Origin of the sequence: Streptomyces sp. NPDC048420 (assembly GCF_040651535.1) — a bacterium.
Taxonomy (GTDB): Bacteria; Actinomycetota; Actinomycetes; order Streptomycetales; family Streptomycetaceae; genus Streptomyces.
Genome location: NZ_JBEZKG010000013.1, coordinates 326,365 through 352,736, shown reverse-complemented (window position 1 = coordinate 352,736; position 26,372 = coordinate 326,365). Strand labels below are relative to the sequence as shown.

The following is a 26,372-nucleotide window of genomic DNA, read 5'->3' as shown; positions in this document are numbered from 1 at the left end:
GTACCGCTTCGTGTACTTGCTTCCCACCTGGTGCTACTTCCTCTGGAACCTCAAGATCCCAGTCTCCAGGTGTCCACGATCAAGGGGAAGCTTCAAAGCCCTGTTGAGCAGCGGATGGTCCAGGTTCTTCTGTAGTTCCTCCCAGGCCGTGCGGTCGGTTGTCGAGGAGCCCGCGAAGCTCGACGGGTCGTACGACGGCGTGGAGACGAGCGCCAGGATGGCACCGCTGCGCGGGTCAAGGGCGACAACGGCCCCCTGGCTCTCGCCCAGCGCCCGGAAGGCGGCCTCCTGCGCGGCGGAGTCGATGGTGGTGGCGATGTTCCGGCCCTTGTTCTGGCTGGATCGGGTGGCCGTGAGGACGTCGTCCTCCGTACTCTCCAGCGAAGAGGTGCCATAGAGCTGCGAGGCATAACCCGTGACGGCTGCGTAGAGCGGGCCGTCCCTGTAGGTGCGCAGGTAGGGCGGGCCGCCTCGGGTGGCCTTTGCCCCGGTGACCGGTGCGCCCTCCACCAGGATGTCCCCGCGAGGGCGGTCGTAGCGTGCGACGGCCCGGTCTGCGGGTGGGCGCAGCAGCGCCACGGTGGCGATGGTGGTCATGATGAGCAGCGTGGCCGCGGCATACCGGAGCCTGGCCGTCAGGGGACGGCCGGTGAGCGGGGACCAGGTGCTTCCCACGACGTACAGCAGGGCGCCGCCCGCGAACACGAAGAACCCGTCCGCCTCATGGGTGCGCGTGACGAGGATGCGAATGCCCAGGGCCGCCACGCCGCTGACGCACAGGAGAACGGCTGTGGCGTTCCGTCCACTCACGACGTATCGGTCCGTGAACCAGGTCCTCGACCAGGTGGAGACGACGACCGCAACCGTGAGTCCCACCGTGGCCGCGAGCACCAGCACAGGCCAGAGCCCCGGATCCCAGAGTCGCTCGGTCGCCCCCGCCATCATGAGAGCGCCCCCGACGGTCTTGCTGCCGAGCGTGAACCAGCGGGCCGCCGGTCCTGGATGCGAACTCCCAGGGGACGGTTCGGTCTTCCGCAGGGTTACGACAGGGGGCTCGGGGTGTTCAGCCACCTCTGCCCGGACGGTCAGCGTGCAGTCCCCTGTCGCGGAACGCACCACTACGTTGCCGTGGCCGACGCCCGGCGACTCCGCGAGCACCGACAGCACGATCCCCTGGTCGCCGGGCCGCACGCGCAGCCAGTCACTGTCCGAGGAGATCTCCAAAGTCGCCCGCACCACAGGTGGACCCAACACCTGCACGGCGTGTTCGGGACCCGGCCGGCCGGCCGTGGTCATGCCGAGGTCCACGTGGGTGTGAGCGGTCCGGGGAGCCGCGGCCGCCAGTGTCCGCCGCGCCGCTTCACGCACGCGTGTGTCGGGGTCCTGGGCGAGCCGGTCCAACTCGCCGAAGGCATCCAGCGCCTGCTTGGTGTCGCGGCCGTTGAGCAGATCCCGCAACGCGGCGACCTCGCGGAGTCGCTGTTCGTGTCCGATCGGCTCGGCCTGGACAGCGCCTCCCGTCGGCAGAGTCCCGCTGTCCCGGCGCCGTGCCGTGCGTGCGATGGTGAGGTCGCCGTACGCGCCGAACATCCACAGTTGCGGATTCTGGTTCGACGTGGCCGCGCGCACGCGCCCGCCGACGTACTCGGCGAGTTCCGCGAGCCCGACCACGCCGTCTCCGCCGAGGTCGGCGTCGCCGGTCCGCAGGCCTTCGATGAGCGCGCCGGTGAAGAGGGACGGCCCGGCACCCATGGTCGATCCGGCAGCCGGGCTCACCACCATGCGGGTGCCCTCGAAGGCGTACTCCACAGCGCTCGACGCGGTGAGCACCGCCCGGCCCCGCTCCCCACCGACGCGCTCCAGCGCGGTGAAGCTGTCCACGACGTGCACCTCGGAGTCAGCGCGGCTGAACAGGCCGCGTTCGAAGGCACCCGCGTAGCAGCAGTCCAGCAGCACCGCGGCCCGTCCGGCGCGGCTTCGCATCATGAGTCGGCTGACGTACTCGGCAGGAACGGCCGTCGACTCCAGACGTCCTCGGACGGTGTCCGCGGCCGCGAGAAAGAGCTTCCCGCCCTCGTCCTTCAGACCGTGGCAGGCGAAGTGCAACAGGAGCGTGTCCGTCACCGTGCAGTCCGCGAAGAAGTCCTCCACCCCACGACGCAGTTCGTGTGCTCCGGGGTCGACGAGCACCTCGACCGTGAAGGCGCCGATCGCCGGGTCGCCCAGGACACCGGCGAGCTCGGTCGCATCGCGCATCGGCGCCCGCAGGGCTCGCAGTCCAGGATCCTCGTAGGTGCTCGTGGCCACCAGCAGTGCGTGGCGCCGTCGTTCTTTCATGAACGGTCTGCCGTCACCGCCGCCAACCACTCGTCGGTCAACCGCTGCTGAACCGCACTGTCGACCCCGGTGAGTTCGAGCCGATTTCCGTCGATCTCCAGCACGACGGTCCGTGAGCCGGTCCGGGACATCCAGTCACGGACGATCGCGACGGCGCCTTCCAGCAAGGGCAGCGACGGTTGCAGGACAACCAGCAGAGCGCCGATTGTCTCGACTCCGCCGGACCGGGCGCCCGGCGGGGTGGGCCCACCCGGGAGCGGGCCCACTCGGTCGACGTCAAGCCCTAGCAAGTCCTCACGCAACGCATCGAGTTGCCAGGTTTCGGGGGCGGGATCCGTCTCGGACCCGAGGGCGAAGATACCCAATTCCCTTGCCATACGTCCTCCCCCGTACGGGCCCCGTCAGTCGGGCGGAACCGGGCCTCAGCGCGTCCAGTGTGGCAGCGAAGACGCGCTGCGGCGACCTGGTTCTGACTTCCCGTCAGCCCCTGAAATCGTCAACCACCGCTCTGAGCACACTCGTTGCACCATGTTCCACCCGTCTCATGGCCAGGCTCGCCGCAATCCACGGCCGTTCCAGAAGCGTCGCCCGGACCCGCCGGAACGAGTCGTACAGGGTGTCCAGGAGGCGGTCGGTCTCGGGGGCGGGGAAACGCGGGGCCGGCAGGAGAGACACGCGGACGACACGGGTGCGGCGCTCGGCCACCGGCGGATCGTGCGCATCGCGGGCCCGCCGGGGCCCGCGCACACCGAGCGCCGCATCCGCGCGCCCGCGGAGGCCGCGCGGCGCGGGCTGACCGGTGTGTGGTCGGTGACCACCTGCTCCACGGATGCGGAGGGCGCGGCTGTGACCCGCCAGGTCCTGGAGGCGCCCGCTGCGCCGACCGTGCTGATCCACGACCACGACGTGATGGCCCGACCGTACGGCTGCCACGCGACTGACCGCACTGCTGGACGGCGACGCGGACCTCCTGACAGGCACGGAGGCTAGGGGGACAATGGCCGTATGCGGTTCAGGGGAACGCTCTGTGTCACCGCCGCACTGGCCCTGTCGGCCGCGGTGGGCTGCACGAGCGGCGACAGCGAGGACCGGGCACGCCCGAGCAGCCCGGCGGCCTCGACGCCCCGCACCACGAGCCCGGCCCCGACTACCGCCACGCCGGCGGACCCCGTGTCGCTCCCGGCCCTGATCCAGCGCGACCACAAGGGCTCCGGCCTCAAGCTGGGCAAAGTACTCACCCGCACCTCTGCCTACACGAGCCACGAGGTGACGTACGAGTCGAACGGCCTGACCGTCTCGGGCCTGATGAACATCCCCGAGGGCAAGGGCCCCTTCCCCGCCCTGGTGCTGGCACACGGCTACATCGACCCGGCGATCTACACCACCGGCCGGGGCCTCACCCGCGAGCAGGACCTTCTCGCCCGCAACGGCTATGTGGTCCTGCACACCGACTACCGCAACCACGCCCGCTCGGACAAGGACCCCGACAACGACGTGGGCCTCCGCCTCGGCTACACCGAGGACGTCATCGGTGCGGCGCTGGCTCTACGGTCCTCTGGCCGCCCGGAGATCGACACCGCCCGCCTGGGTCTGCTCGGCCGCTCGATGGGCGGCGGAGTCGTCTACAACACCCTGGTGGTGGCCCCGGGCCTGTTCGACGCGGCGGTCGCGTACGCCCCGGTCAGCGCGCACCCCGAGGAGAACATCGACCAGTTCCAGCGCCCCGAGGGCGACCCCCTCGTCGCCGAGATCGAGTCCGAGCACGGCACCCCCGAACAGAACCCGAGGTTCTGGCGCGAGGTCTCCCCCGTCACCTACGCCGGGCGCGTCACCGAGCCGCTGCTGATCCACCACGGCACCGCGGACACGACCTGCCCGATCCGGTGGACCCGGCACGCCGTGGCCGCGTTCGAGAAGGCGGGCAAGGACGTCGAACTGCGCACATACCGGGGTGAGGGGCACACCTTCTACTCCCAGTGGGCCCGCTCCATGAACGTCACCATGGCGTTCTTCGAACGGCATCTGAGCTGAGGAGTGGCCACCGGATCGCGCACGTCCCGGTGGCCACCCCTTCCTCACACCTGAGACCGGTACAGGCCGAACTCGTTGATGTGTACGGCACTTCGGGCCTGGGTCACCCGCAGCCGCCACCGCCGGGCCCGCACCGGAGCCGTGAGCAGCAGGATGCGGCTCGCGCCGATCGTTCCGGCGTCCGCGACCTCCGTCCAGGCGCCGTCACGGAACGCCTCGACGACGAAGCTCTCCACCTGCTGACCGTGCCGGATGTCCTCCGCGAGACGGATCCGGTCCACTTCCTGGTCGCGGCCCAGGTCGAGAGTGACGCGTCCCGGTGCCGTGGCCCTGCGGGCGCCCTGTGCCAGGTCGCGGGGCAGCTCGCGTTCGATCCGTTCGCGGAACTCGCGCAGCCGCACGACGTCCGTGCTGTGCAGCAGGCCGTCCGTGTCCGGTGGGACGTTGAGCAGCAGTACGGCGTTGCGGCCCACCGAGCCGAAGAAGATCTCCGTCAAGTAGTCCACGGACTTGGGCTGTTGGTCGGCGTGGTAGAACCAGCCGTCGCGGATGGAGACATCGCATTCGGCGGGCCACCACTGGAGGTAGTCCGTCGCGGGCTGCGCCTTCACCAGCGCGGCCCGGCTGCCCTCGTCGGGGGTGTCGTAGGAAAGGGCCCAGTCGGTACGGCCGTACTGGTTCTCCTTGACCGGGATGACGCTCCACTCGTCCTCGCGCGCGATGCCGCTCTCGTTGCCGACCCAGCGCAGGTCGGGGCCGGTGACGGCGATCGCCGCGTCCGGGGCGAGGGACCGCACCAGGGTGTACCAGCTGTCCCAGTCGTAGCTCTCCACCTTGTCGGGCGGGATGTGCCCCTGGGCGCCGTCGAACCACACCTCGTCGACCGGTCCGTACTCGGTGAGCACCTCGTACAGCGTGTTGAGCATGTGGGCGCCGTAGTCGGTCGCGTCCAGGGTGTAGAGGCGGTCCGGCGCACGGTCGTCGCCCGGCACGAGTGTCGGGATCGTGCGCGGGGAGCGGGTGCTGCCGTTGGCGTACACGCCGTGCAGGTACTGGTTCTCGTCGGCGGGCGAGATGTAGACGCCGACCTTGAGGCCGTACCTGCGCATGGAGTCGGCGAAGGAGCGCAGCACGTCCCCCTGGCCGTCACGCCAACTGCTGGAGGCCACCGTGTGGTCGGTGTAGCGGGACGGGTAGAGGACGAAGCCGTCGTGGTGCTTGACGGTGAGGATGGCGAGCTTGAAGCCGCCGTCCTTCAGGGCCGCCGCCCACTGGTCGGTGTCGAGTCCGGTGGGCTGGAAGACGTCCGGGTCCTCGTCGCCGGTGCCCCACTCCAGGCCGGTGAAGGTGTTCACGCCGAAGTGCAGGAACGCCGTCCGTTCCAGGCTCTGCCAGGCTATCTGCCGTGCGGTGGGCCGGACTTGGGAGGCTGTGCGGACGAGGTCGGCCTCGGTGTCGTCCGCGGACACCGGGATGCGGTAGAAGCGGTCGTCGGAGGCCGCCACGGCGAGCCGGGGTACGCCGGTCACGGCGAGCGCGGTGGCGGCGGTGACGAAGAGGCGTCTGGAGACAGTCATGGGATGGGACTCCTCAGCTCAGGTGCCAGACGGTGGGGGTGTGTTGGTCCGGCGGGTACTGCACGATCCGGCCGTCGTCCGTGACGCTGAGCGCCATCCGCGTGATCGCGTTGACGAGCCGGTAGCCGCCCCCGGCGGGCGCCAACTCCCAGCGCTGCAGGGTGCTTGACGTGTCACAGGTGTCCCAGGTCGCCTCGACTCCGGGCTGCAGCGGCACGTTGAGCGTGAGCTTGCCGCCGCTGATCGCGAGGCAGCCGGCCGCCGAGCGGAGGGTCGCATAGCCGTCCGCCGTGCGCTGCACGGTGGCCGTGAAGGACCGCCCGAAGGTGTACGTCCCGTCTTTCACCGGCACCCGGGTCAGGTCCCGCCAACCGGGCGCGTGGCCGATGGCCGTACCGCGGGCAACGAACTCGGCGTAGGTCGAGTCGGGATGCGGATCGCCCCACGTGGCCTGGGCGATGTGCCGCAGCGCCGGCCAGAGCCGTACGGCGACCTCGTTCTCGGTCTCGCCGCGCCCGTTGTCCGGCCACAGGCTGATCTTCGCGCCGGTGACGCCTTGTGCGGATGTCAGCTTCTCGCCCTCGAAGCTGCGCGGATCCCAACTCTGGTCATAGAGCGACTCGGTGTCGCTGTGGAAGCCGCCGCGAATCAAGTACAGCGAATAGGCGGCGTTCATCACCGAATAGCCCTGCGCGATGAGTTGACTCGGTTTCACCGCCACGTCGAGCCAGTGCTCGACGGTGGTGTCGGTCTTCACCGGCACGGTGTTGGCACCGGTCAGACCGTCGTTCCAGATCCGCAGCTTCACGCCCTTGCTCGCCGCGTAGTCGTGGACCCGGTTGATGAAGTCGACGAACGCGTCCTGCGGGGTTGCGCCCGAACCGTACTTCTCCTGGGCGTACTTGAGGATCTGCGGGTACTTCGCGAAGTCGGAGCCGAGCATGTACTCGTCGGCGCCCATGTGCCAGGACTTCGCCGTGAAGACCTGGGCGTACTCGTCCATCAGGCTCTTGTAGTAGTCGAAGGACGCCTGCTGGGTGATGTCGAGCCGCGAGGGCTGCTTGTTGCCGTCGGAGTCGGTGAGCTGGAGGTCCGGGCGGTTCTCGATCCACGGGTCGATGTGCCCCGGGGAGTTGATCTCGGGGATGATCTCGACGTGGTACTTGTCGCCGAGCGCGACGAGTCGCCGTATCTCGTCCTTGGTGTAGTAGCCCCAGGCGTTGGCCTCGGGGTGGGCGTCGCTCCTGACCTTCAGCTCCACGAGCAGCTGGTTGAGCTTGTTGTAGGACATCTCGCGGACGAGGTTCTCCAGCCAGGGCAGCGAGATGTGGATGTAGCAGGCGCACACGCCGACCCCGCGCTCCTTGTAGCGCGGCACGTCGACCGTGCGTCCGGCGGGTATGCGGTCTCCCTGGGCGAGGAGCTGAAGGAGGGTCCGAGTGCCGTAGAAGGCGCCGGTCTCGGTGGCGCCGGTGATCGACAGGCTCCGGCCGGCGCGGAGTTCGTAGCCCTCGGCGCCGAGGGTCTTCCTGGACGGCTGGACGTCGATAACGATGTCACCGGTCCGCGCTCCGCCCGGTACGACGGAGACCTTCCCGTGGCCCGCCGTGCGGAGATCGCCGGCCAGGGTGTCGGCGACCCGGCGTTCGGTGGGGGTGTCGGCCACCAGCCGGGTGCCGTCGGACCGATACGCGTAGCTGCCGGACTCCGCGGTCCACTCGGTCAGGGCGGGCACGGTGACCGGCGGTGCCTGGTCCGAGCGTGCGACCGCCGGAACGGGTGCCAGGAGCAGCGTCAGCAGCGCCACGACAGGGGCGAATCTCAGCCGTTTCCTCATGAGCGACTCCCTATTCATCGGATGGCTGATAATTGAGGCCACCCAGATGGCTGTCAACGGGGCTGAATGAGCCGAGAGTTGAACCAGAGATCGGATGACCTGCTGGTCAGTGCACTCCCCCGGCCTCGCCCCTCGCGAAAAGTCCAAGAAGACCGGTCCGAATGTCCAAGCGCGAGTGCTCTCGACGCGAGGTCCGCCGCCGGGCAGAGTTCTTCCCACGTACTCGCGAGTAGCCCTAGGAGCGCACGTGACCAGCTGGGTCGGCCGCACCGCCGCCGAGATCGCCGCCGCCGTCCGTGAGAAGCGGGCCACGCCCCGGGAGGTGGTGGCAGAGCACCTCGCCCGGATCGAGAAGCTCGACGGGCGGATCGGGGCGTTCCGGGTGGTGCGCACCGAGGCGGCACTGGCGGAGGCCGACGAGGTGGGCTCCCGCGGCGACCTGGGCGAACTGCCCCTGGCCGGGGTGCCGGTGGCCGTCAAGGACAACCTCTCCGTGCGCGGCGAGACCAACCGTGTCGGCTCCACCGCGACCCCGGAGACCCCCGCCGAGGCCGACCACGTCGTCGTGGCCCGGCTGCGGGCCGCGGGTGCGGTGGTCGTGGGTCTGACGAACGTACCGGAACTGTGTGTCTTCGGCACCACGGAGGGCGTCCACGGCACCTCCCGCAATCCCTGGGACACCTCGCGCACCGCGGGCGGCTCGTCCGGCGGCAGTGCGGCCGCCGTCGCCGCGGGCCTGGTCCCGCTCGCCCTCGGCAACGACGGCATGGGCTCGCTGCGCATCCCGGCGGCCAACTGCGGCCTCGTCACCCTGAAGCCGGGGTCGGGGGTGGTCCCGGCGGGCATCGGCGAGGGCGACTGGTTCGGCATGTCCGAAAACGGCCCGCTCGCCACCACGGTGGAGGACGCGCGCCTGCTGCTTTCGGTCATCGGGGACGAGGAGTTCGTACGCCGGGACGCGCCCGCCACGCTCGACGTCGCCGTGTCCCTGCGCAGCCCGCTCGCCGGGGTCACGATCAGCGCGCCGTACACGAACGCGGTCCGGGAGGCCGCCGGGCTGCTGATCAAGGCGGGGCATCAGGTGCGGCGCGCGGACCCGCCGTACCCGCTGTCGCTGAGCCTCACCTCGCTCGCCACCTGGACGGCGGGCACGTCGGTGGACGCGGCGGGGCTCGACCCGCGGCTGTTGGCGCGGCGCACGCGCGTGCACGCGGCGATCGGCCGGCGCTTCGTCAAGACCGTGCGGACGGGCACGGCCCGGCAGGCACTGCGCGAGCGCCTGGAGCCGTTCTTCGCCGAGCACGACGTGCTGCTGCTGCCGGCGCTGGCCCGTCGCTCCCCCAAGGCCGAGGCCTGGCACGAGCGGGGCTGGCTGCGCAACGTCCTGGTCAACACCAACTACTCGCCGCTGACCCCGCCGTGGAACCTCACCGGCTGGCCGGCCATGTCGGTCCCGCTCGGCACCCTGCCCTCGGGCGCCCCCACCGCCGTACAGCTGGTGGCGAGGCCGGGCTCGGAGACCGTACTCCTAGAAGTGGCCGAGGAGTTGGAGCGGCGGCAGCCGTGGCGGCGAACGGCACCGCTGGACTGAGAGCGGTCCTCAAGGGGCCCCGGAAAGGCAGGAGCCGCGGCCGGTCGTCGGCCGCGGCTTCTCTGATCGGCGGGGGCGTGGGACTCGCACGCCCCTGCCGTCGGCGAATGCGAAGGTACTGCGGTCAGTCCACGCTGGGCAGGATGTGGGGCTCGGCGAGGTCGTCCTCGTAGCCCGCGAGACGGATGGGGGCGGAGCGCGCCCACACGTCGAGACTGCCGATGTCCCCGGGCCGTTGGCCCGCGCGCTCCGGGCGTTCCTTGGGGCGCTGTTCGCGATTCGTCTTCTCCGGTGTCACCGCGCACTCCTTATGTGTCGGGCTCACCCTCGGGACGTACCTGTCCAACCTACGGTCGGTGCCTGGACGTCCGCTCGGGTCTGGGTCGAGATCGGGTTCGGACGCGGTGGCGCCGTGCAACTCAGGTGAGAGCAGGCCGTGGTGACCGGCTTGTCCCGGGACGGACTGTGGGTGTGGGTGGGACCCCGTACTGCCGTCCGTCCGCTACAGATTAACCAAATGAGCGGAGGGCCGCTCGATAGGGGCTGAAAACATGGCGTAACCATTACGAGTCACCCGTGGTCTTCGGCCACTGTATGGCGGATTTTGCCCCCGTTGCACGCTATTTGGGAGTCACCCGGTCGGCCTACACCGTCGCGCGGCTCTTCGACCGACCGTGGTCATGTAGTTCAAGTCCCGTTGGCCGAATCGCAAGCAGCCCATGATCTGCTGACGTTCGGCAACGGCTGGACCGGCGGAAGGTCTGACGTATGGAGCTGCGCAGCGTCGAAGAGCTGATGGATCTGCTGTACGCCTGTCGGCATCAGCACGCGTTGCGGACCGCCGCCCTGCTGCGCCGCAGCCGTCCCGCCGACAAGGAGCTCCAGGTGGCGGGGCTGGTCCACGACATCGGACAGCTGCTCGGTCCCGCCGAGGGCGCCGCTCGCGCCGACCGCGCGGCCGAGGCCGTACGCCCCCTGCTCGGTGAGCGCGTCCACCACCTCGTACGCCACCACGGCCCCACCACCGACGAGGACCTGCTGCGCCTGCGCGAGGCCGTCGAGGAGAGCGGGTCCGCCGGCTTCGACGCCGGGGTCCTGGAGGACTGGCGCGCGGTGCTGGAACTCGTAGCCGCACGCAACTCCCTTCTGGAGTCTGTCGACTGACGGTCCGTCATGAGACCGTACGGCGATGACGGCGTCGTACGGACTGCACGGCAGGGCCGCCCTCGTGACCGGCGGCACCCGCGGGATCGGGCGCGAGGTCGCCCGCCAACTGGCCGGCGCCGGGGCGCTGGTGTGTGTCACGGCGAGGGACGCGGAGGACGTGCGGCGGGCCGCCGGCGAGCTCGGCTCATCGGGCTCGCGGGCAGCGTCGCCGATCCCGCTCATCTGCGCGCCCTGGTGGACCTCGTCCTGCGCGAGTTCGGCCGGCTCGACGTCGTGGTCGACAACGCGGCGACGAACCAGCCGTACGGCCGGCTGGTGGATGCGGGAGCACGGGGGGTCGGTGGTCAACGTGTGCGCGGAGGGCGCCACGCATGTCGGGCCGAACGTCGGGGCGTACGGCACCAGCAAGGCGGCGCTGCTGCCCCTCACCCGGCAACTGGGGCGAGCTGGACCCCGTCGTCCTGCCGGCGGGCCGGATCGGTGAGCCCGGGGGCGTGGCGCGGGCCGTGGTGTGGCTGGTGTCCGACGCCGCCATGGGGGTGCCCCCGCGCGAGCGCAGTTCGAGCGTGGGGGAGGATCACCGGGGCGGATCTGCTGGTGGACGGGGGCACGCGGGTGCGGGCGGCGCGGCCGGGCGGTCACGCCGTCCATGACCGGCTGCGGTCTTATGCGCCGCCGGACTCCTGAGGCCTCACGGGAAGAGCGCGATGCCCATGAGGATGATCAGGGCCGCGAGGACGACGAGCCCGATCATGCCCCAGCTCCAGGAGTGCCGGACCGGAGGGTCGCTCGCGTGGAACTCCTCGTCGAACGCGCGCGGATCGATGCGGTGTGAACGTGCCATGACGACTCCTGGCGGAGAACTGACCGGTGTCCGGGTTCCCCACCGCCGACGGCCCACACGTCAGGGCCGTCGGCGACGCTGCCGCCGGTTCACCACTTCCCGGGCGCGTAGTCCTTCAGGAAGACCCCGTAGACGTCCTCCCCGCCTTCGCCGAGCACGATCGGGTCGTAGACGCGGGCCGCGCCGTCGACCAGGTCGAGCGGGGCGTGGAAGCCCTCCTCGGCGAGGCGGAGCTTGTCGTAGTGGGGGCGTTCGTCGGTGATCCAGCCGGTGTCGACCGAGGTCATGAGGATGCCGTCGGTCTGGAACATCTCCTGGGCGCTGGTCCGGGTGACCATGTTCATCGCGGCCTTGGCGGCGTTGGTGTTGGGGTGGCCCGCGCCCTTGTAGCCGCGGCCGAAGACGCCCTCCATCGCGGAGACGTTCACCACGTAGGCGCGGCCGCTCCTGGCCTTCTTCGCCGCGTCGGCCATGGCCGGGCGCAGGGCGCTGATCAGGATGAACGGCGATGTGTAGTTGCAGAGCTGGGTCTCCAGGAGCTCCACCGGGGAGATCTGGTCGATGGTCTGGACCCAGGTGTTGCTGTCGACGACGTCGGGGACCAGGCCGCCCGCGTCGATGGCGGTGCCGTCGAGGTGCCGGGCGACACTGGCGTTGCCCGCGACCAGGGCGAGGTCGGCGACCTGCTGCGCGTCCATGCCGGAGATCCCGGCGGGCAGGGACGCGAGTCCGTCGACCGCGCCGGAGCCGAAGGCCCCGATGACGTGATGGGCGGGGAGCTCACCGGCGGGCAGCGGGGCGCTCTCGCCGTCGACCAGGGCGGCGTAGGCGGACGGCAGCCGGCGTACGGTCTGCGTCGCGTTGTTGACGAGGATGTCGAGCGGGCCCGCCTCGGCGACCTGCTCGGCGAGAGCCACGGCCTGCGCCGGGTCACGGAGGTCGATGCCGACGACCTCCAGGCGGTGGATCCAGTCCCCGGAGTCGTCCATGGCCTTGAAGCGGCGGATGGCGTCCTTCGGGAAGCGGGTGGTGATCGTGGTGTGCGCGCCGTCGCGCAGCAGCCTCAGCGCGATGTACATACCGATCTTGGCGCGGCCGCCGGTGAGCAGGGCGCGCTTGCCGGTGAGGTCGGCGCGGACGTCACGCTTGGCCCGGTTCAGGGCCGCGCAGTCGGGACAGAGCTGGTGGTAGAAGTAGTCGACCTCGACGTACCGGGTCTTGCAGGTGTAGCAGGAGCGCGGGCGCTGGAGTATCCCCGCGATCCGGCCCTCCTCGGTGATCGACGACGGCAGGATGCCCTCGGTCTCGTCGTCGATGCGCTGGGCGGAGCCGGTCGCCGTGGCCTCCGTGACCGCCTTGTCGTGGGCGGTCTTGGCGGCCCGGCGCTCCTGCCTCCGGCGCTGCTTGACCGTGCGGTAGACCCCGGCGGTGGCCCGGCGCACGGCGATCGCGTCCGGGTGGTCGACCTCCAGCTTGTCGAGCTCCTCCAGCACGCCGAGGCAGACGGCCAGCCGCTCCGGGTCGATGCCGGGGCCGTACACGACCTCGTCACCGGGCTCGTGCATGGTCGCCGAGCCGTCCTCTGTCACCGTCATCGCGCTGCCGTTTCCCTGATCACCCGTGCGGCACCCTGGCCGCGTCCGCTGGTCGAACGCGGAATTTTACTTCAGCCCCGGGCCCGCACGGTAAACCGGAAACGATCAAGAACCGCAGGCGACCATCAGCTCCTTCACCTCCGCGGACAGGGCATGGGCGAACCGGTCCAGGTCAGGCACCGCTTCCGCGTCGGCGACCAGGCCGTAGTGGACCTGTCCCCGGTACGTGGAGATGGCGACCGCGAGGGACTGGCCGCGGGCGAGCGGGGCGAAGGGGTAGACCTCGGTGACCGGGTTGCCGCCGAGCTTCAGGCCGATGCCGGGCAGCGGCACGCTGGTGACCAGGATGTCGAACCAGAGCCGGGCGCCCTGGCAGACCAGAGGGCCGGCGAGGCGGTGTCCCAGGGCAGGGACATGATCGGCGAGCAGGGCGACGGCGCCCGCGCCGCGGTTGGGACCGGCGTCCTTCTTGCGGTCCATGGCCGCCCGGACCGTGTCCAGGCGGCCCAGCGGGTCGGGGTCGTCGACCGGAAGCCGCACCAGGTACCCGGAGAGCCGGTTGCCCTGCGGGTGCGCGGTCCGCGGACGGCGCTTCGAGACGGGGATCAGGGCGCGGGGTGCCACGCCCTCACTGCCGTCGCCGCGCTCGTCCAGCCAGCGGCGCAGGGCGCCCGCGACGACGGCGATCAGGACGTCGTTGACGGTGCCGCCCCGGCTCTTGCGCACCAGGTGCACGTCGTCGAGGTCGACGACCACTCCGGCGGTACGACGGGTGCCGCTCGGTTCGGCGGCGAGCGCGGCGGAGGAGCGCACGTCAACGGAGGACAGGGCGACCGAGGCGCCGATGTCGAGGGCGCGGCCCATGTCGGAGACGGCGCCCCGGACGAGGTCGGGCAGCTTGCGGACGTCCGGCAGCAGTTTCTTGGGCGGCTCCTCGGGGCGCGGTCTGCGCGCGGGCAGGTCCATCGGGTCCAGCACGGCGGCCGCGAGCGTCAGCGCCCGCAGTCCGTCGGCCAGGGCGTGGTGGAACTTGAAGAGCACGGCGAAGGAGACACCGTCCTCCCCCGGCAGCACATGCGCCTCCCACGGCGGCCGGTCGCGGTCGAGCGGTCGCTGCATGAGCCGGCCTGCCTCGGTGTGGAAGTCCGCGGTCGGGGCGTGCAGCAGGACGTGCCGGAGCGGGTCGAAGCCGGGGTCCGGTTCCCGGGCGGCTCCCCCGAAGGCGTACGGGAAGCCGAGCGGCCACACGTCCCGGATCCGCATCCTGAGGCCGGGCACGGCGGCGGCCCGGCCCGCGAGCAGATCGGCCGCGTGGGCACCGGCGGTGGGCGAGTGTGCCGCGAAGACGCCGAGCGCTCCCAGGTGCATCGGGTGCTCGGCGGATTCCATGTTCCAGAACGCCAGGTCGAGTGGTGCGAGCAGGTCAGAAGTCAATGGCTTGCCTCGCGTCGACGAAGGGTGAGCAAGCAGTCAACAGCCCTCCCGTGATTACGGTCAAGTACGATCAAGCTACGCACAGTTAACGTCAGGTTAAGTCCCGCCCCCTCCGAAAGGGGTGAGCCTCATGGTGCGGATGTGATCAGCCGTCAGTTGTCGCACAGTCCGCCGGAGTCGGCCGGAGTCGGCCGGGAGGCGTCCCGGATGAGGGCCGGATGAGGGCCGGATGCGCGGCTTCACCCGTTCGGCGTCAGGTTCAGGACCTCGCGGTCGTAGGTGAGCAGGCGCGGGTGTCCCGGCCGGCCATCGGGGCCTCGTGGCCCTGTGGGCCGCTCTGGCCGCCGCGATCCCGGCAGGGTCCTCACCTCCGTCTGCACCCCACCCGGCACGGCTCTGGCGGCTTCGGGCACGGCGTCCTCGCCCGGCTGGAGTGCGCCGTTGCTGCCCTTCATGGGCCGACCGGGCCGGAGGCTCGCCGACGCCATCGGGGTGCGGGCACCGGCCACCGCCCGAGTTTCACGCTGCCGCACGGCAGCGGCCTGCCGAGCCCGGTGGTTGCGCTACGACACCAGTTGCCCCTTCCCGAGCGCGATCACCCCGCCCTTGGACACGGTGTACAGCTCCGCGTCCCGCTCCGGGTTCACACCGATCGTGGCGCCCGGTGGGACCTCGACGTTCTTGTCGATGACGGCTCCGCGGACCACCGCGCCGCGGCCTATCTTGACGTTGTCGTGCAGGACCGAGCCCTGGACCACGGCCCCCGGGTCGACCACGACTCCGGGGGACAGCACGGACCGGGTGACCTGGCCCCGGATGAGGCAGCCCGCGCTGATGATGGACTCGCTGGCGATGCCTCCGGCGTTGAAGCGGGCCGGGGAGAGCTGCCCGGAGTGGGTGTAGATGGGCCACTGCCGGTTGTAGAGGTTGAAGGCGGGGCGCTCGGCGATCAGGTCCATGTGGGCGTCGTAGTACGCGTCCAGGGTGCCGACGTCCCGCCAGTAGCCGCGGTCGCGGCTGGTCTCGCCGGGGACGTGGTTGGCGCTGAAGTCGTAGAGCTGGGCCTCGCCGCGGTCGGTGAGCTGCGGGAGGATCGAACCGCCCATGTCGTGCACGGAGTTCTCGTCCTCGGAGTCCCGTTGCAGGGCTTCGATCAGGGCCTTCGTCGTGAAGATGTAGTTGCCCATCGAGGCGTAGACGGTCTCCGGGTCGTCCGCGAGCCCGGGCGGGTCGGCGGGCTTCTCCAGAAAGCGCTCCACCGTCAGGCCGTCCGAACCCGGGGAGATCACCCCGAACGACGGGGACTCGGAGCGCGGGACGCGGATGCCGGCCACCGTGACACCGGCACCGGACTCGATGTGCTGCGCGAGCATCTGGCGCGGGTCCATGCGGTACACGTGGTCGGCGCCGAACACCGCCACGTACTCGGGGCGTTCGTCGTAGACCAGGTTCAGCGACTGCAGGATCGCGTCCGCACTGCCCAGATACCAGCGCGGACCGAGGCGCTGCTGGGCCGGGACCGGGGTGACGTAGTTGCCGAGCAGGCTGGACATGCGCCAGGTGGTGGTGATGTGGCGGTCCAGCGAGTGCGACTTGTACTGCGTCAGGACGCAGATGCGCAGGATGTCGCCGTTGACGAGGTTGGACAGGACGAAGTCGACCAGGCGATACGTTCCTCCGAAGGTGACCGCTGGTTTGGCGCGGTCCGTGGTCAGGGGCATCAGGCGTTTGCCTTCTCCGCCCGCAAGTACGATTCCGAGCACCGAAGGTCCGCCACGACGCATGGCCGCTCCCCTCACCTGGTTGAACCCATGCCTGCCCTTGTGCGGGGCCTAATACGCCTGTTTGAGGATCTCCTCGTAGAGCCGGACCGTACGCCGCGCGACCGCGTCCCAGCCGAACTCGCCCACCGCGCGCTCCCGTCCCGCCTCGCCCATCCGACGGGCCGCCTCCGGATCGCCGAGCAAGGAGTCGAGCGCCCGCGCGAGGGCCGGCTCGAACTCGTCGTCCACGGTCACGAGCAGACCGGTCCTGCCGTCGTCCACGACCTCCGGGATACCGCCGACCCGCGAGGCCACCACAGGAGTTCCGCAGGCCATCGCCTCCAGGTTGACGATGCCGAGGGGCTCGTACACCGAGGGACAGACGAACACGGCCGCGTGGGTGAGGAGTTGGATCACCTCGGGGCGCGGCAGCATCTGCGGGATCCAGTGCACGCCCTCGCGGACCCGGCTCAGTTCTTCGAAGAGCTCACGGAACTCCCGGTCGATCTCCGGGGTGTCGGGAGCTCCCGCACACAGCACGACCTGCGCGGCCGGGTCGATGTCCCGGACCGCGCGCAGCAGATGGGGCACGCCCTTCTGGCGGGTGATGCGGCCCACGAACAGCACGCACGGGCGGTCACGGTCCAGGCCGATGCGGTCCAGCACCTCGGTGCCGTGGTCGGGTTGGTACAGGGCGGTGTCGATGCCGTTGTGCACGATGTGGACCTTGGCCGGATCCAGCGCCGGGTAGCAGCCCAGGATGTCCTCGCGCATCGCTCCGGAGACGGCGATCACCGCGTCGGCGGACTCGATCGCGGTGCGCTCGGCCCAGCTCGACAGGGCGTATCCGCCGCCGAGTTGCTCGGCCTTCCACGGGCGCAGGGGCTCCAGGGAGTGGGCGGTCATCACATGCGGGATGCCGTGCAGGAGCTTGCCGAGGTGGCCTGCGAGATTGGCGTACCAGGTGTGGGAGTGGACCAGTTCGCGGTCTTCCAGCCCCGCCGCCATGGACAGGTCCACGGAGAAGGTGCGCAATGCGTCGTTGGCGGTGTCCAGCGCGGACCAGGGCCGGTGGCGGACGACACCTTCCGTGCGGCCCTCGCCCCAGCAGTGCACATCCAGGTCGACGAGGGACCTCAACTCCCGGGCGAGGAACTCGACATGGACACCCGCGCCGCCGTACACGTCCGGCGGGAACTCCCGGGTCAGCAGGCCCACACGCACCCGGAACCCCCTGTCTTGGCGACTGGTCGGCTTTCATGGTCACCCAGATGCGCCGCGCGGGGAAGAGCGCGGGGCTCGTGTGAAGCAACAGTCACCGCACACGCCACCCCCCGGCAACCGGTAGTACAGGCAGCAGCTGCGGCGCCGGAGCGTGGTGCTGTCGAGGGTGCCTGCGAGGAGCGGATGGGCGAGGAGTTCGGCGGCGAGCTCGCGGGCGCCGGTACCGCGGTGGCCCAGTTGCCGGGCGGCGCCCGCGAGGGCCGAGCTGGCGTTGCCCCACAGCAGCCCGGTGGCGAGCCGGTACTCGGCGTGCAGCCTTGCCGCCAGCGGTTCGAGGTGGCCGTGCAGCACGACCTCGGTGATCGTCGCGGCATCGCCCGGCAGCGGCTGCACGGTGTCCAGCCACAGATCGTCGGGGGCGCTCGCGTCGGGGTCCCAGTGCAGGCGGTGCGGCGACAGGTCGGGGATGTGGCCGTACAGGACGGCGCAGCCGAGCGCAACCGACCACAGCCTGGCCGCGAGGCCCAGGTGGGCGATGGAGGCGGCGATCCGGGGCTCGGGGGCATGCAGGGCCCCGGCGACCTTGCGGACGCGAAAAGTCATGGTATTTCCGTAAACATCCGGCGGCCGGTTCTCGTAGACTTGTGCGAGAGTCGGCAGCGCCGGAGGAGACGCCTCGGCAGGGCTGCCGAGGGTGCGCAGTACGAAGAAGCCGCCGAGCGGCCGCAGTGCCATGAGATCCGGGTCGAGGTCCACGACCAGCAGTAGTACCAAGGCCCCTAGGGGAGCCCTCCAGGGGGCCTCCACCCCGTGTCACCCGCCTTGGGGAGGACACGGACCCTTTTGTACTCCATCGGCAGTAGGACCCATTGCCTGCTCAGGTACGACGACGGGAAGAAGTTTTCCGGGCATCGTGTTGGTCATGGAAGACGACCGTTCGTCGCGCCGGGCAGCCAGCCCCCGCCTCACGCAGAGGAGCAGCTCATGAGTGCCCTCGCGTTGTCCGTGCTCCTCTCCCTCGTCTCCGCCGTCGCCTACGCGGGCGGAGCGATCGTGCAGGAGCAGGTCGCGGTGTCGCACCCCGACGAGCAGTACGCCCCGCTGCGCCGGCCCAGCTGGTGGGCGGCGGTCGCGCTGAACGGTCTGGGTGGCCTGCTGCACGTGGTGGCGCTCGCCTACGGTCCCCTCAGCCTGGTCCAGCCGCTGGGCGCCCTGACGATCGTGTTCGCGCTGCCGATGGCCGCGCTGTTCGTGGGCCGTAAGGCCGGAGCCACCGCCTGGCGGGGCGCGATCATGGCGACGGTGGGTCTGGCCGGGCTGCTCTCCCTGGTCGGAGCGTCCGATGCGCAGTCGCTGAGCACGGCCCAGCGGATCTTCGCCGGGCTGGTGACGGCCGTCGCGGTGGTCGCGCTGATGATCGCGGGTCGGGCCGCACACCGGCACCCGGTGGTGCGCAGCGTGCTGCTCGCGACCGCGTCCGGCATAGCGTTCGGTATGTCCTCGGTGTTCACCAAGACGGTCGCCGTCGACTGGAGCGGCGGTGTCTCGACGGCGGACCTCCCCTCGCTGGCCGCGATCGGCGTCCTGGCCACGGCCGGACTGATGCTGTCGCAGGCCTCCTACCGGGGCGCCGGTCTCGCGGCCCCGCTGGCCACGCTGACGGTCGTGAACCCGGTGGTGGCGGCCGCGGTCGGCATCACGATGTTCGGCGAAACCTTCCGCTACGGCACCACGGGCACCGCGCTCGCCCTGAGCTGCGGTGTGGTGGCGGCGGGCGGTCTGATCCTGCTGACCACGGAGCGGATCCAGCGCACCCACGCCGAGGCGGAGTCCGCAGCGACCGAGCCCGGGGGCGCGGTCGTCCCGGCGCCGGTCGAGGGGACGGTTCCTGCGGCGGCCCTGCGCGGAGGCGCACTCGCCGAGGCACCGGCCACGGCGAGCTTGCGCACGGGCGCCAACGCCGAGGAACCGGCCATCGCGGCCCTGCCCGGAGGCTCGCTCGCCAAGGAACCGGCCATCGCGGCCCTGCCCGGAGGCGCGCTCGCCGAGGCACCGGCCACCGAGATCCTGCGCGAGGGCGACTTCGCCCAGGCACCGGTCACGGCGCCCCTGGGCGACAGCGTGGCCGCGGCGGCGGTGCTGCGCGAGGGCGCGCTCGTCGAGGAGGTCGCCGCCCTCCGCCAGGAACTGCTCGTCCCGGCCCCCGCCGCACCGACGGCCGTCGAGACGGCGCTGCCGGAGGGCTCGGGCCCGTCCGACGAGTTCCTGGACGACCTGGGCTCCGAGCCGCCGGCGTACTACGGCCCCTTCTACGGCGCCGCGTACATCCCGATGCCAGTCCTCGACCGGCGCCGCAGCCGTGTCAAATCCTGACGCCGCCGGCCCTGAGATAGGCCACCGGGTCGATGTCCGTACCGAAGCCGGGCCCCGTCCGCACCTCGAAGTGCAGATGCGGGCCCGAGCTGTTTCCGGTGGACCCGGAGCGGCCGATCCGCTGCCCGCCGCCCACCGACTGCCCCGCCTTCACGGAGATCGCGGACAGGTGGGCGTACTGCGTGTAGCGGCCGTCGGCGTGCCGGACGACCACCTGGTAGCCGAAGGAACCTCCCCAGCCCGAGGTGACGACCTGGCCGGCCGCGACCGCCTTCACGGAGGTCCCGGTGGGCACCGCGAAGTCGACGCCGGTGTGGTAGCCCTTCGACCAGGCCGAGCCCGCCTTGCGGTACGGCGTGCCGAGCGAGGCGTTCACGGGGGCGGCCAGGCCCGTGTCGGTGGCCTTCTTCGTGCTCTCCTCGGTGGCGGAGGAGGAGGTGGCCTTCTTCACCGAGGCGGTGTCGGTGGTGGTCGTGCCCGCACCGGCCCGCAGTTTCAGGCGCTGCCCTGGCAGGATCAGGTCGGGGTCGGCGCCGACGGTCTGCCGGTTGGCCGCGTAGAGCTGCCGCCAGCCGCCGCGGACCTTCTGGGCGTCGGCGATCCCCGAGAGCGAGTCGCCGCGGACCACGGTGTACATCTCGGCGGTCCCGGCCCGCGACTGCGGGGTGGTCTGCGGCTGCACGTCCTGGACGGAGGCCGACCTCTTGGTGAGGGGCTGGATGTCCGGGCCGGCGCCCCCGCGCGTGAGCCCGGCCCGTACCGAGCAGGTCGGCCAGGCGCCCGGCCCCTGTCCGTCCAGCACCTTCTCGGCCACCGCGATCTGCTGGTCCTTGGTGGCCAGATCCGCTCGGGCCGCGTACCGGGTGCCGCCGTACGCCTCCCAGGTGGACCGGGTGAACTGGAGCCCGCCGTAGTAGCCGTTGCCGGTGTTGATGCTCCAGTTGTTGCTGGACTCGCAGGCGGCGACCTTGTTCCAGGTGTCCACGTCGGCCGCGTGGGCGGTGCCGGTACCGATGAGCGGGACCGCGATGCCGACGCCACCCGCGGTGACGGTCAGCGAGGCGCGGTTGATCCTGTTCGGCTGATACCGGCGATGCCGGCCGCGTACGGCCATGGAGGCCTCCCCCTACAACACGTCATGCGTCAGGAGGGGCAAAAGTAAGCGCCGCGAACAGGCCATGACAAGACGGCAACCGGCCGCGTCGGGGCGGGTGTCGAGCGCCAGTCCCCGGCTGAACACCACCCTGAACGCAACACGACGCGCGAACCGTATCCCTGGTGTGCGGACAGTCCCCCGACAGGCCAGGATGGCCCGTGGTCGATACTGACAAGCACGACCGGCAGCAGAGCGTTACTTGACCTACGCGATCCACGGGATCTTTTGGGAGCAGGCGGTATGAGCACAACAGCGCAGATCGGCGTCACGGGCCTCGCGGTCATGGGCCGCAACCTGGCCCGCAACTTCGCCCGCAACGGCTATACGGTCGCCCTGCACAACCGGACCGCGTCGCGCACGCACGCCCTGGTCGAGGAGTTCGGCTCCGAGGGCGACTTCATCGCGGCCGAGACCGCGAAGGAGTTCGTGGCGGCGCTGGAGCGGCCGCGCCGTCTGGTCATCATGGTGAAGGCCGGTGAGCCGACCGACGCGGTGATCCAGGAGTTCGCCCCGCTCCTCGAGCCCGGCGACATGATCATCGACGGTGGCAACGCGCACTTCGCGGACACCCGGCGCCGGGAGCGCGAACTGCGCGAGCAGGGCATCCACTTCGTGGGCATGGGCGTCTCCGGCGGCGAGGAGGGCGCGCTGCACGGACCGAGCATCATGCCGGGCGGCCCGAAGGAGTCGTACGACTCTCTCGGCCCGATGCTGGAGAAGATCTCCGCGAAGGCGGCGGACGGGGCGCCCTGTGTGACGCACGTCGGTCCCGACGGGGCCGGGCACTTCGTGAAGATGGTCCACAACGGCATCGAGTACGCCGACATGCAGCTGATCGGCGAGGCGTACCAGCTGCTGCGCGATGTGGCCGGGTACTCCCCCGCCCAGATCGCCGACATCTTCCGCACCTGGAACACGGGCCGCCTGGACTCGTACCTGATCGAGATCACGGCCGAGGTGCTGTCCCACGTGGACGCCGAGACGGGCAAGCCGTTCGTGGACGTCGTGGTGGACCAGGCCGAGCAGAAGGGCACCGGCCGCTGGACCGTGCAGATCGCCCTCGACCTGGGTGTCCCGGTGTCGGGTATCGCGGAGGCGGTGTTCGCGCGGTCGCTGTCCGGCCACGCGGAGCTTCGGGAGGCGTCCCGCGGTCTCGCCGGGCCGAAGGCGTCCCCGCTGTCGGAGGCGGAGGCCGGTGCCTTCGCGGACCGTGTCGAGCAGGCGCTGTACGCCTCGAAGATCGTGTCGTACACGCAGGGCTTCCACGAGATCTCGGCCGCCCGTGAGGAGTACGACTGGGACATCGACCTCGGTGCCGTCTCCGCGATCTGGCGTGGCGGCTGCATCATCCGCGCGGCGTTCCTGGACCGCATCCGCTCCGCCTACGACACCCGCGCGGACCTGCCGAGCCTGCTCTCCGACGACACCTTCGCCCAGGAGATCGCCTCGGCGCAGGACGACTGGCGTGACGTGATCATCGCGGCGACGCGGCAGGGTGTGCCGGTGCCCGGCTTCTCGGCGGCGCTCGCCTACTACGACGCGCTGCGCGCCGAGCGGCTCCCGGCCGCGCTCACCCAGGGGCAGCGGGACTTCTTCGGTGCGCACACGTATCGGCGGACGGACCGGGACGGCTCGTTCCACACGCTGTGGGGCGGGGACCGGTCCGAGGTGACGGGCTGAGCATCGCTCTGACATGGAGGAGGGCCACCGGTGCGGTGGCCCTCCTCCACTGTGTTCACGAGGCTGCCGTCAGCTGAGCGGTGGCCCCGGCTCCGGGTTCGGCACGGGCTCGGGGCCCGGCGGGATCGGGGACGGCGACGGATCGGGGGCCGGGCCGGGACCCGGGGTCGGGTCCGGAGGCGACGGGGGTTCCGGGGTCGGACCCGGCGTGGGGACCGGGCCGGGGCCCGGAGTGGGCCCCGGGGGGACGGGGTCGGGGTACGGGTTGGTCATGGGGTCCTCCAGCCAGTCGGACGTCGGCTCTGGACTACTCCCCCGCGTACCCGTGAGCCCTCCCGCCAGTCACCCACGCGCGTGAAGCGTGAGGCCCGCGTGGGGGTGCTCGGCGTGCGGGACGGGGGTGTTGAGGCGGGCAGACCTGCCACGGCGTACGACACCGACATGACCCGGCACACCGACCTGCCCCACCCGCGGCCACGCAACCCACCACACGGCCGACCCGACCACCGCCCGCGCAGAGCGCTCAACGTACGAACGGGAACTGCTGAGGTGCGGCGCAGCTCGGAGGGCGGGCGAGCAGGCCACGGCGTACGACACCGACGTGACCCGAGCAGAGGAGTGCCCCACCGGCGGCCGGGCTCGGCACCGACCGCTCAGAAGCCCTCGGGGTGGGCCTTGAGCCAGTCCTTCGCCGCGCGGAGCAGTTCCGGAGCGGCTGCCGGGGCCTCGTCCGGGTGGCGTTCGGCCCACTTGACGACGTACGGGCAGAGCGGGGCGACCTGGCTGTCTTCGCGGGCCGCGATGCCGTAGAGCTCGCGGGCCAGGGAGCCCGCGATGCCCTTTCCCTCGTGGGCCGGTTCCACGATGGTGTGGACCGGGACCAGGGCACGCTCGGGCGATTCGAGGACGAAGTACTGGAGGTGGCCGACGGCTTCGTCTCCCCCGGGACCGAAGGCCTCCAGGCGCCCGGCCTGTCGGTCGTCACGGATCTCGATGTCGCTCATGAACACGCTCCTGGTCCAAGGTCGTCGGGCGGCAGGGTCAGGCCGGCACCGCCTGGGGGCTGCGCTCCTGGTCGGAACCCGGCACCGGCTCGGACGGGTCGGCCCCCAGCGCGACGATGCGGTTGTCGCGGTCCACGTGCACGACCCGGGGTTCGAGTGCCCGCGCCTCGGCGTCGGTCACCTGAGCGTAACTGATGATGATCACCAGATCGCCGGGGTGCACGAGATGGGCAGCGGCACCGTTGATGCCGATCACCCCCGAACCCCGCTCGCCTTCGATGACGTACGTCTCCAGCCGGGCGCCGTTGGTGATGTCGACAATGTGGACGAGCTCACCGGGCAGCAGATCGGCGGCGTCGAGAAGGTCCGCGTCGATGGTCACCGATCCCACGTAGTGCAGGTCGGCCTGGGTGACGGTGGCGCGGTGGATCTTGGACTTGAATAGAGTACGCAGCATTTGAGGGCTCCTGCTGTTCGGCTCCCTGCCTGCTTGTGCAGGTCAAGGGCGGTTTTCACTCTACAACGGCGGCTTCGAACTGATTTCGGCGTCAGAGGTCGACAGGCCGAACCAGGCTACGGAACGGCACTCCTGACCGCACTGAGAGCCCCGTCACTGAAGACGGGAACGATGCCTCCCACAAGCGATACGTCCGCCTCACGGTCAGCGCGGCGGAGTCGTCACCCGACGCGGTGCGGGCGGAGCCGACCGTCACCGGCAGGGCGGCCGTGCCGTTCCATGCCGACTCACGGAACACCCTGGCGGACCGCGCCTTCCGCACCGGATCTGCTCGCGCAGGTCGCCGCCGGGGCGCCAGGGCGCAAGCGTCCCGGGGCACCCTCTGCGGACGCCCCGCCCCTTCGGGAAGAAGAGATCCCACAGACCGATGGATCATCCCGTCCGGCTCTCCGGGTAACGTCAAGGCATGAGTCATCCGCACCCCGAACTGAAAGCCGCCCCGCCCCTTCCCGAAGGAGGGCTGCGGGTCATCGCCCTGGGCGGCCTGGGGGAGATCGGCCGCAACATGACCGTCTTCGAGCACGCCGGCAAACTGCTGATCGTCGACTGCGGCGTGCTGTTCCCCGAGGAGACCCAACCCGGCGTGGACGTGATCCTGCCGGACTTCACCTCGATCCGGGACCGGCTGGACGACATCGTGGCCGTGGTGCTCACCCATGGCCACGAGGACCACATCGGTGGCGTGCCGTACCTGCTGCGCGAGCGGTCCGACATTCCCGTCGTCGGCTCCAAGCTGACGCTGGCGTTCCTGGAAGCCAAGCTCAAGGAACACGGCATCCGGCCGCGCACGGTGCGGGTGCGGGAGGGCGACCGGCGCGGCTTCGCCCCCTTCGACTGCGAGTTCGTCGCGGTGAACCACTCGATCCCGGACAGCCTCGCGGTCGCGATCCGCACCAGGGCCGGGTTGGTGCTGCACACCGGTGACTTCAAGATGGACCAGTTCCCTCTCGACGACCGCATCACCGATCTGCGCGCCTTCGCCCGCCTCGGCGAGGAGGGCGTGGACCTCTTCCTCACCGACTCCACCAACGCCGAAGTACCCGGCTTCACCACCTCCGAGCGTGAGCTGAACCCGGCGATCGAGCAGGTGATGCGCACCGCGCCGCGCCGGGTCATCGTCTCCAGCTTCGCCAGCCATGTGCACCGCATTCAGCAGGTCCTGGACGCCGCCCACCAGCACGGACGCAAGGTCGCCTTCGTCGGCCGTTCGATGGTCCGCAACATGGGTATCGCCCGCGACCTGGGGTATCTGAAGGTCCCGTCCGGTCTGGTCGTGAGTACGAGAGAGCTGGAGAAGCTCCCGGACGACAAGATCACTCTGGTGTGCACCGGCTCCCAGGGCGAACCGATGGCCGCCCTGTCACGGATGGCCAACCGCGACCACATGATCCGCATCGGCAAGGGCGACACCGTCCTGCTCGCCAGCTCCCTCATCCCGGGCAACGAGAACGCCATCTACCGGGTGATCAACGGACTCACAAGGTGGGGCGCCCACGTGGTCCACAAGGGCAACGCGAAGGTGCACGTCTCCGGGCACGCCAGCGCCGGCGAACTCGTGTACTGCTACAACATCGTCAAACCCCGTAACGTCCTGCCGGTGCATGGCGAATGGCGCCACCTGCGAGCCAACGCCGACCTCGCCATCCGTACCGGCGTCGACCCCGACCGGGTCGTCATCGCCGAGGACGGCGTCGTCGTCGACCTCGTCGACGGGCGGGCGTCCATCACTGGCAAGGTCCCCGCCGGCAACGTCTACGTGGACGGCATGGAAGTCGGCGGCGCCACCGAAGCGTCCCTCAAAGACCGCCTCACCCTCGCCGAGGAAGGCGTCGTCACAGTGGTGGCGATCGTCGACGCGGACACCGGCGCCCTCGCCGAGGCGCCCGACTTCCTGGCCCGCGGCTTCGTCCACGACGACACCACCTTCGAGTCGGTCGTCCCTGTCATTGAGAAGACCCTGTCCACCGCGGCCGACGAAGGCGTCGGGGACGCGCACCAACTCGAACAGCTCCTCGCCCGCGCCGTGGCGAACTGGGCATTCCGCACCCACCGCCGCAAGCCCCTCATCATCCCCGTCATCATCGACGCCTGAGCCACAGGTCGGCAGGGCCGGGGTGGGACGTGGAGGCGAGCGCCGCGGCCTGGAAACAACACCACGGCCCTGCAGCACATCAGCTACAGCAGCGCCTGGGGGGCACCGAGCGCCAGCTGCCCGCCCATCACGTCCTGGAAGGGCCGCTCC

General features: G+C 70.7%; 20 protein-coding genes and 2 pseudogenes. 8 read left to right on the top strand and 14 right to left on the bottom strand.

The window, feature by feature from the left end:
• Window positions 1-33: 33 nt before the first annotated feature.
• Together AB0D34_RS26445 and AB0D34_RS26440 are read right to left on the bottom strand one after the other, a co-directional pair.
• Window positions 34-2,337: a caspase family protein gene (locus AB0D34_RS26445; protein ID WP_362665423.1), complete on the bottom strand. Its 2,304-nt coding sequence runs from the start codon at window positions 2,335-2,337 to the stop codon at window positions 34-36.
• The gene (locus tag AB0D34_RS26440) at window positions 2,334-2,714 is read right to left on the bottom strand and encodes a hypothetical protein (RefSeq protein WP_362665421.1); all 381 of its coding nucleotides are present in this window, start codon (window positions 2,712-2,714) and stop codon (window positions 2,334-2,336) included. The genes AB0D34_RS26445 and AB0D34_RS26440 overlap by 4 nt, the downstream gene beginning before the upstream one ends.
• Window positions 2,715-3,030: 316 nt before the next feature.
• Here AB0D34_RS26440 and AB0D34_RS26435 point away from each other — a divergent pair.
• Window positions 3,031-3,252, top strand: a pseudogene (locus AB0D34_RS26435) (LacI family transcriptional regulator); the annotation flags it as partial.
• A 90-nt stretch (window positions 3,253-3,342) separates the two neighbouring features.
• Complete coding sequence (locus AB0D34_RS26430) at window positions 3,343-4,368, top strand: prolyl oligopeptidase family serine peptidase (RefSeq protein WP_362665419.1); 1,026 nt, start codon at window positions 3,343-3,345, stop codon at window positions 4,366-4,368.
• Between the two features lie 44 nt (window positions 4,369-4,412).
• On the opposite strand, the gene AB0D34_RS26425 is transcribed toward AB0D34_RS26430, so the two are convergent.
• Together AB0D34_RS26425 and AB0D34_RS26420 are read right to left on the bottom strand one after the other, a co-directional pair.
• The gene (locus AB0D34_RS26425; protein WP_362665417.1) at window positions 4,413-5,945 is read right to left on the bottom strand and encodes an alpha-L-fucosidase; all 1,533 of its coding nucleotides are present in this window, start codon (window positions 5,943-5,945) and stop codon (window positions 4,413-4,415) included.
• Window positions 5,946-5,958: 13 nt separating this feature from the next.
• Window positions 5,959-7,782 (bottom strand): family 20 glycosylhydrolase, encoded by a 1,824-nt coding sequence (locus AB0D34_RS26420; protein WP_362665415.1) that lies wholly within the window; start codon window positions 7,780-7,782, stop codon window positions 5,959-5,961.
• 247 nt (window positions 7,783-8,029) lie between these two features.
• On the opposite strand from AB0D34_RS26420, the gene AB0D34_RS26415 reads away from it, so the two are divergent.
• A complete protein-coding gene (locus AB0D34_RS26415; protein ID WP_362665413.1) occupies window positions 8,030-9,373 on the top strand; it encodes an amidase family protein in 1,344 nt (447 codons plus the stop codon).
• A 124-nt stretch (window positions 9,374-9,497) separates the two neighbouring features.
• Here the strand turns inward: AB0D34_RS26415 and AB0D34_RS26410 are convergent, their stop codons facing one another.
• Window positions 9,498-9,671, bottom strand: coding sequence for a hypothetical protein (locus AB0D34_RS26410; RefSeq protein ID WP_362665411.1), 174 nt, complete (start codon window positions 9,669-9,671; stop codon window positions 9,498-9,500).
• 470 nt (window positions 9,672-10,141) lie between these two features.
• On the opposite strand from AB0D34_RS26410, the gene AB0D34_RS26405 reads away from it, so the two are divergent.
• Entirely contained in the window at window positions 10,142-10,537 is a 396-nt protein-coding gene (locus tag AB0D34_RS26405; protein WP_362665409.1) for an HD domain-containing protein, read from the top strand.
• A 25-nt stretch (window positions 10,538-10,562) separates the two neighbouring features.
• Window positions 10,563-11,227: pseudogene (locus AB0D34_RS26400) on the top strand (SDR family NAD(P)-dependent oxidoreductase).
• A 4-nt stretch (window positions 11,228-11,231) separates the two neighbouring features.
• On the opposite strand, the gene AB0D34_RS26395 reads toward AB0D34_RS26400, so the two are convergent.
• From AB0D34_RS26395 to AB0D34_RS26370, 6 genes are all read right to left on the bottom strand, one after another.
• Window positions 11,232-11,384, bottom strand: coding sequence for a hypothetical protein (locus tag AB0D34_RS26395; RefSeq protein ID WP_362665407.1), 153 nt, complete (start codon window positions 11,382-11,384; stop codon window positions 11,232-11,234).
• A gap of 89 nt (window positions 11,385-11,473) precedes the next feature.
• Window positions 11,474-12,979, bottom strand: a complete 1,506-nt coding sequence (locus AB0D34_RS26390) for an SDR family NAD(P)-dependent oxidoreductase (RefSeq protein WP_362665405.1) — start codon at window positions 12,977-12,979, stop codon at window positions 11,474-11,476.
• A gap of 105 nt (window positions 12,980-13,084) precedes the next feature.
• On the bottom strand, window positions 13,085-14,413 hold the full coding sequence (locus AB0D34_RS26385) for a wax ester/triacylglycerol synthase family O-acyltransferase (RefSeq protein ID WP_362665403.1): 1,329 nt from the start codon (window positions 14,411-14,413) through the stop codon (window positions 13,085-13,087).
• Between the two features lie 563 nt (window positions 14,414-14,976).
• Window positions 14,977-16,197 carry a glucose-1-phosphate adenylyltransferase gene (glgC, locus tag AB0D34_RS26380; RefSeq protein ID WP_362665401.1) on the bottom strand — a complete coding sequence of 407 codons (1,221 nt, stop codon included), beginning with the start codon at window positions 16,195-16,197 and terminating at the stop codon, window positions 14,977-14,979.
• Window positions 16,198-16,245: 48 nt separating this feature from the next.
• Window positions 16,246-17,400: a glycogen synthase gene (gene glgA / locus AB0D34_RS26375; protein ID WP_362665399.1), complete on the bottom strand. Its 1,155-nt coding sequence runs from the start codon at window positions 17,398-17,400 to the stop codon at window positions 16,246-16,248.
• 39 nt (window positions 17,401-17,439) lie between these two features.
• Window positions 17,440-18,174, bottom strand: coding sequence for a (2Fe-2S)-binding protein (locus AB0D34_RS26370; RefSeq protein WP_362665397.1), 735 nt, complete (start codon window positions 18,172-18,174; stop codon window positions 17,440-17,442).
• A 210-nt stretch (window positions 18,175-18,384) separates the two neighbouring features.
• On the opposite strand from AB0D34_RS26370, the gene AB0D34_RS26365 reads away from it, so the two are divergent.
• The gene (locus AB0D34_RS26365; RefSeq protein ID WP_362665395.1) at window positions 18,385-19,773 is read left to right on the top strand and encodes a DMT family transporter; all 1,389 of its coding nucleotides are present in this window, start codon (window positions 18,385-18,387) and stop codon (window positions 19,771-19,773) included.
• On the opposite strand, the gene AB0D34_RS26360 is transcribed toward AB0D34_RS26365, so the two are convergent.
• Complete coding sequence (locus AB0D34_RS26360; protein WP_362665393.1) at window positions 19,763-20,887, bottom strand: transglycosylase family protein; 1,125 nt, start codon at window positions 20,885-20,887, stop codon at window positions 19,763-19,765. The two genes, AB0D34_RS26365 and AB0D34_RS26360, sit on opposite strands and share 11 nt — an antisense overlap.
• Window positions 20,888-21,169: 282 nt before the next feature.
• Between AB0D34_RS26360 and gndA the strand changes: the two genes are divergently transcribed.
• Window positions 21,170-22,609 (top strand): NADP-dependent phosphogluconate dehydrogenase, encoded by a 1,440-nt coding sequence (gene gndA, locus AB0D34_RS26355; protein ID WP_362665391.1) that lies wholly within the window; start codon window positions 21,170-21,172, stop codon window positions 22,607-22,609.
• A 653-nt stretch (window positions 22,610-23,262) separates the two neighbouring features.
• On the opposite strand, the gene AB0D34_RS26350 is transcribed toward gndA, so the two are convergent.
• A complete protein-coding gene (locus tag AB0D34_RS26350; RefSeq protein ID WP_362665389.1) occupies window positions 23,263-23,613 on the bottom strand; it encodes a GNAT family N-acetyltransferase in 351 nt (116 codons plus the stop codon).
• Between the two features lie 37 nt (window positions 23,614-23,650).
• A complete protein-coding gene (gene panD / locus AB0D34_RS26345) occupies window positions 23,651-24,070 on the bottom strand; it encodes an aspartate 1-decarboxylase (RefSeq protein ID WP_099932992.1) in 420 nt (139 codons plus the stop codon).
• Between the two features lie 466 nt (window positions 24,071-24,536).
• Here panD and AB0D34_RS26340 point away from each other — a divergent pair, with 466 nt between their 5' ends.
• On the top strand, window positions 24,537-26,222 hold the full coding sequence (locus tag AB0D34_RS26340; protein ID WP_362665387.1) for a ribonuclease J: 1,686 nt from the start codon (window positions 24,537-24,539) through the stop codon (window positions 26,220-26,222).
• Window positions 26,223-26,372 lie beyond the last annotated feature (150 nt).

Bases quoted from the DNA above. Each gene is read 5' to 3' on its own strand.
- AB0D34_RS26440 (WP_362665421.1), bottom strand. From the start codon at position 2,714: ATGGCAAGGGAATTGGGTATCTTCGCCCTCGGGTCCGAGACGGATCCC.
- AB0D34_RS26425 (WP_362665417.1), bottom strand. From the start codon at position 5,945: ATGACTGTCTCCAGACGCCTCTTCGTCACCGCCGCCACCGCGCTCGCC.
- AB0D34_RS26405 (WP_362665409.1), top strand. From the start codon at position 10,142: ATGGAGCTGCGCAGCGTCGAAGAGCTGATGGATCTGCTGTACGCCTGT.
- AB0D34_RS26365 (WP_362665395.1), top strand. From the start codon at position 18,385: ATGAGTGCCCTCGCGTTGTCCGTGCTCCTCTCCCTCGTCTCCGCCGTC.
- panD (WP_099932992.1), bottom strand. From the start codon at position 24,070: ATGCTGCGTACTCTATTCAAGTCCAAGATCCACCGCGCCACCGTCACC.
- AB0D34_RS26350 (WP_362665389.1), bottom strand. From the start codon at position 23,613: ATGAGCGACATCGAGATCCGTGACGACCGACAGGCCGGGCGCCTGGAG.
- AB0D34_RS26420 (WP_362665415.1), bottom strand. From the start codon at position 7,782: ATGAGGAAACGGCTGAGATTCGCCCCTGTCGTGGCGCTGCTGACGCTG.
- glgC (WP_362665401.1), bottom strand. From the start codon at position 16,197: ATGCGTCGTGGCGGACCTTCGGTGCTCGGAATCGTACTTGCGGGCGGA.
- AB0D34_RS26395 (WP_362665407.1), bottom strand. From the start codon at position 11,384: ATGGCACGTTCACACCGCATCGATCCGCGCGCGTTCGACGAGGAGTTC.
- AB0D34_RS26360 (WP_362665393.1), bottom strand. From the start codon at position 20,887: ATGGCCGTACGCGGCCGGCATCGCCGGTATCAGCCGAACAGGATCAAC.
- gndA (WP_362665391.1), top strand. From the start codon at position 21,170: ATGAGCACAACAGCGCAGATCGGCGTCACGGGCCTCGCGGTCATGGGC.
- AB0D34_RS26430 (WP_362665419.1), top strand. From the start codon at position 3,343: ATGCGGTTCAGGGGAACGCTCTGTGTCACCGCCGCACTGGCCCTGTCG.
- AB0D34_RS26390 (WP_362665405.1), bottom strand. From the start codon at position 12,979: ATGACGGTGACAGAGGACGGCTCGGCGACCATGCACGAGCCCGGTGAC.
- AB0D34_RS26340 (WP_362665387.1), top strand. From the start codon at position 24,537: ATGAGTCATCCGCACCCCGAACTGAAAGCCGCCCCGCCCCTTCCCGAA.
- AB0D34_RS26445 (WP_362665423.1), bottom strand. From the start codon at position 2,337: ATGAAAGAACGACGGCGCCACGCACTGCTGGTGGCCACGAGCACCTAC.